The organism is Clostridium zeae (assembly GCF_017312485.1).
GTDB lineage: Bacteria > Bacillota > Clostridia > Clostridiales > Clostridiaceae > Clostridium_AR > Clostridium_AR zeae.
The window spans coordinates 1-4,928 of the sequence record NZ_BMBA01000041.1; the positions used below are offsets into that span (position 1 = coordinate 1).

The following is a 4,928-nucleotide window of genomic DNA, read 5'->3' on the forward strand; positions in this document are numbered from 1 at the left end:
TGGTCTTTGAAAATTAAACAGAGAAGATAAACAAAGTCTAAAACTAGACTTAAACTAAACCAGCAATTCTTTTGAAAAAAGACTTACTAAGTAAGTAAGCTATGATTAAACTTTAAATTGAGAGTTTGATCCTGGCTCAGGACGAACGCTGGCGGCGTGCCTAACACATGCAAGTCGAGCGGAGAAAGTTCTTCGGAACTTTCTTAGCGGCGGACGGGTGAGTAACACGTGGGTAACCTGCCTTATAGAGGGGGATAGCCTTCCGAAAGGAAGATTAATACCGCATAACATTTTCGTTTCGCATGAAATGAAAATCAAAGGAGCAATCCGCTATAAGATGGACCCGCGGCGCATTAGCTAGTTGGTGAGGTAATGGCTCACCAAGGCGACGATGCGTAGCCGACCTGAGAGGGTGATCGGCCACATTGGAACTGAGATACGGTCCAGACTCCTACGGGAGGCAGCAGTGGGGAATATTGCACAATGGGGGAAACCCTGATGCAGCAACGCCGCGTGAGTGATGAAGGCCTTCGGGTTGTAAAGCTCTGTCTTTGGGGACGATAATGACGGTACCCAAGGAGGAAGCCACGGCTAACTACGTGCCAGCAGCCGCGGTAATACGTAGGTGGCAAGCGTTGTCCGGATTTACTGGGCGTAAAGGGAGCGTAGGTGGATATTTAAGTGGGATGTGAAATACCTGAGCTTAACTTGGGTGCTGCATTCCAAACTGGATATCTAGAGTGCAGGAGAGGAAAGTGGAATTCCTAGTGTAGCGGTGAAATGCGTAGAGATTAGGAAGAACACCAGTGGCGAAGGCGACTTTCTGGACTGTAACTGACACTGAGGCTCGAAAGCGTGGGGAGCAAACAGGATTAGATACCCTGGTAGTCCACGCCGTAAACGATGGATACTAGGTGTGGGGGTTTCAACACCTCCGTGCCGCCGTTAACACAATAAGTATCCCGCCTGGGGAGTACGGTCGCAAGATTAAAACTCAAAGGAATTGACGGGGGCCCGCACAAGCAGCGGAGCATGTGGTTTAATTCGAAGCAACGCGAAGAACCTTACCTAGACTTGACATCTCCTGAATTACCCTTAACCGGGGAAGTCGGTACCTTTGGTATCGACAGGAAGACAGGTGGTGCATGGTTGTCGTCAGCTCGTGTCGTGAGATGTTGGGTTAAGTCCCGCAACGAGCGCAACCCTTATTGTTAGTTGCTACCATTTAGTTGAGCACTCTAGCGAGACTGCCCGGGTTAACCGGGAGGAAGGTGGGGATGACGTCAAATCATCATGCCCCTTATGTCTAGGGCTACACACGTGCTACAATGGCAAGTACAAAGAGACGCAAGACCGTGAGGTGGAGCAAATCTCAAAAACTTGTCCCAGTTCGGATTGTAGGCTGAAACTCGCCTACATGAAGCCGGAGTTGCTAGTAATCGCGAATCAGCATGTCGCGGTGAATACGTTCCCGGGCCTTGTACACACCGCCCGTCACACCATGAGAGTTGGCAATACCCGAAGTCTGTGAGCTAACCCGTAAGGGAGGCAGCAGCCGAAGGTAGGGTCAGCGATTGGGGTGAAGTCGTAACAAGGTAGCCGTAGGAGAACCTGCGGCTGGATCACCTCCTTTCTATGGAGAAATTATTAAGTACTGATGCATTTCAGACTTAATATATACGAATTCTGGTTAGAATCTCTCTCTGTTTAATTTTGAGATACCAAGTATCTCAGATTGTTCTTTGAAAATTGCACATAAGTTAAAGTAAAGATATTTACTAATCTTTGTAATAAATTGATTACTAAAATGCACGCTAGTATTTTAGTAAATCAGCAAATTTGTAACTCAAATTTGATTTGATAGGTCAAGCTACAAAGGGCGCATGGTGAATGCCTTGGCATCAAGAGCCGAAGAAGGACGTGACAAGCTGCGATAAGCTTTGGGTAGGCGCAAATAGCCTGTGATCCAAAGATCTCCGAATGAGGAAACTCACGTAGGTAACCCTACGTATCCTATAGTGAATACATAGCTATAGGAGGGTAAACCTAGGGAACTGAAACATCTAAGTACCTAGAGGAAGAGAAAGAAAAATCGATTCCGTCAGTAGCGGCGAGCGAAATCGGAAGAGCCCAAACCAAAGATTTATCTTTGGGGTTGCGGACAGAACATAACATTGGTGGCTATTGTAATTGAAGATATCTGGAAAGATACACCGTAGAAGGTAATAGTCCTGTAAGTGAAACAAGAAGACCATAGTTCTGCTCCAGAGTACCACGAGACACGTGAAACCTTGTGGGAAGCAGGGAGGACCACCTCCCAAGGCTAAATACTACTTGATGACCGATAGTGAAGAAGTACCGTGAGGGAAAGGTGAAAAGAACCCCGGAAGGGGAGTGAAATAGAACCTGAAACCGTGTGCCTACAACCGATCATAGCACCATATGTGTGTGATGATGTGCTTTTTGTAGAACGAGCCAACGAGTTACGGTATGTAGCGAGGTTAAGTACTTAAGGTACGGAGCCGAAGGGAAACCGAGTCTGAATAGGGCGACTAGTTGCATGCCGTAGACCCGAAACCGGGTGACCTATCCATGGCCAGGTTGAAGCGAAGGTAAAACTTCGTGGAGGACCGAACCACGTTGGTGTTGAAAAACCATGGGATGAGCTGTGGATAGCGGAGAAATTCCAATCGAACTCGGAGATAGCTGGTTCTCCCCGAAATAGCTTTAGGGCTAGCGTCGGATATGACTAATGGAGGTAGAGCACTGAATGGGCTAGGGGGCATATCGCTTACCGAACCTTATCAAACTCCGAATGCCATATAGTATTAGTCCGGCAGTCAGACTGCGAATGATAAGATCCGTAGTCAAAAGGGAAACAGCCCAGATCGTCAGCTAAGGTCCCAAAGTATAAGTTAAGTGGAAAAGGATGTGGGATTTCTAAGACAACTAGGATGTTGGCTTAGAAGCAGCCACTCATTAAAAGAGTGCGTAATAGCTCACTAGTCGAGAGATCCTGCGCCGAAGATGTTCGGGGCTCAAACTTATCACCGAAGCTACGGCTAGCAGATTTATCTGCTGGGGTAGGGGAGCGTCGTAATCGGGCTGAAGTCGTACCGTAAGGAGCGGTGGACTGATTACGAGTGAGTATGTTGGCATCAGTAGCGAGAACTAGGTGAGAATCCTAGTGGCCGAAAACCTAAGGTTTCCTCAGGAAGGCTCGTCCGCTGAGGGTTAGTCGGGACCTAAGCCGAGGCCGAAAGGCGTAGGTGATGGACAATCGGTTGATATTCCGATACTACTGCAAATCGTTATTACCGATGGAGTGACGCAGGAAGATAGAGTGTGCTAGCTATTGGATGCTAGTCTAAGCACTTAGGTATACAGGTAGGCAAATCCGCCTGTATTAGCTGAGGTGTGATGGGGAAGGCCTTTTAGGCTGAAGTACTTGATTCTACGCTGCCAAGAAAAGCTTCTAGGGAGAAATGTAGTACCCGTACCGCAAACCGACACAGGTAGGTGAGGAGAGAATCCTAAGGCCGGCGGAAGAATTACAGTTAAGGAACTCGGCAAATTGACCCCGTAACTTCGGGAGAAGGGGTGCCTACGAGAGTAGGTCGCAGAGAATAGGCCCAAGCAACTGTTTAGCAAAAACACAGGTCTCTGCTAAAGCGAAAGCTGATGTATAGGGGCTGACGCCTGCCCGGTGCTGGAAGGTTAAGGGGAATCGTTAGCGGTAACGCGAAGCGGTGAACTTAAGCCCCAGTAAACGGCGGCCGTAACTATAACGGTCCTAAGGTAGCGAAATTCCTTGTCAGGTAAGTTCTGACCCGCACGAATGGCGTAATGACTTGGGCACTGTCTCAACTGTAAATCCGGCGAAGTTGTAGTGCAAGTGAAGATGCTTGCTACCCGCGATTGGACGGAAAGACCCCGTAGAGCTTTACTGTAGCTTAGCATTGAGTTTCGGTATTGTCTGTACAGGATAGGTGGGAGACTTGGAAGCATTCTCGTTAGGGGATGTGGAGTCGTCCTTGGGATACCACCCTGACAGTACTGGGATTCTAACCGGGCACCATGAAGCTGGTGACGGGACATTGTTAGGTGGGCAGTTTGACTGGGGCGGTCGCCTCCAAAAAAGTAACGGAGGCGCCCAAAGGTTCCCTCAGAACGGTCGGAAATCGTTCGTAGAGTGCAAAGGCAGAAGGGAGCCTGACTGCGACACCCACAAGTGGAGCAGGGACGAAAGTCGGGCTTAGTGATCCGGTGGTACCTCGTGGGAGGGCCATCGCTCAACGGATAAAAGCTACCTCGGGGATAACAGGCTGATCTCCCCCAAGAGTCCACATCGACGGGGAGGTTTGGCACCTCGATGTCGGCTCGTCGCATCCTGGGGCTGAAGTAGGTCCCAAGGGTTGGGCTGTTCGCCCATTAAAGCGGCACGCGAGCTGGGTTCAGAACGTCGTGAGACAGTTCGGTCCCTATCCGTCGCGGGCGTAGGAAATTTGAGAGGAGCTGTCCTTAGTACGAGAGGACCGGGATGGACTGACCTCTGGTGCACCAGTTGTTCCGCCAGGAGCATAGCTGGGTAGCTACGTCGGGAAGGGATAAACGCTGAAAGCATCTAAGCGTGAAGCCCACCTCAAGATTAGATTTCCCATAGCGTAAGCTAGTAAGACCCCTCGAAGAACACGAGGTTGATAGGTCGGAGGTGTAAGCATGGTAACATGTTCAGCTGACCGATACTAATAGGTCGAGGGCTTGACCAATACAAATTATTACAAAGTAAACTTAAGTGCAATTTTGAAAGAATAATCTTTCAATATCTAGTGATGATGCGTCTAAGGGTTACACCCGTACCCATACCGAACACGAAGGTTAAGACTTAGACGGCTGATGGTACTGCATGGGCGACTGTGTGGGAGAGT

At 49.1% G+C, this 4,928-nt stretch carries 3 rRNA genes; all 3 read left to right on the forward strand.

Going from position 1 to position 4,928, the window contains the following annotated elements:
• Nucleotides 1-113 precede the first annotated feature (113 nt).
• Nucleotides 114-1,633, forward strand: a 16S ribosomal RNA gene (locus J3477_RS26010).
• 230 nt (nt 1,634-1,863) lie between these two features.
• A 23S ribosomal RNA gene (locus J3477_RS26015) occupies nt 1,864-4,769 on the forward strand.
• 56 nt (nt 4,770-4,825) lie between these two features.
• Nucleotides 4,826-4,928: ribosomal RNA gene (rrf, locus tag J3477_RS26020) — 5S ribosomal RNA — on the forward strand; the annotation flags it as partial.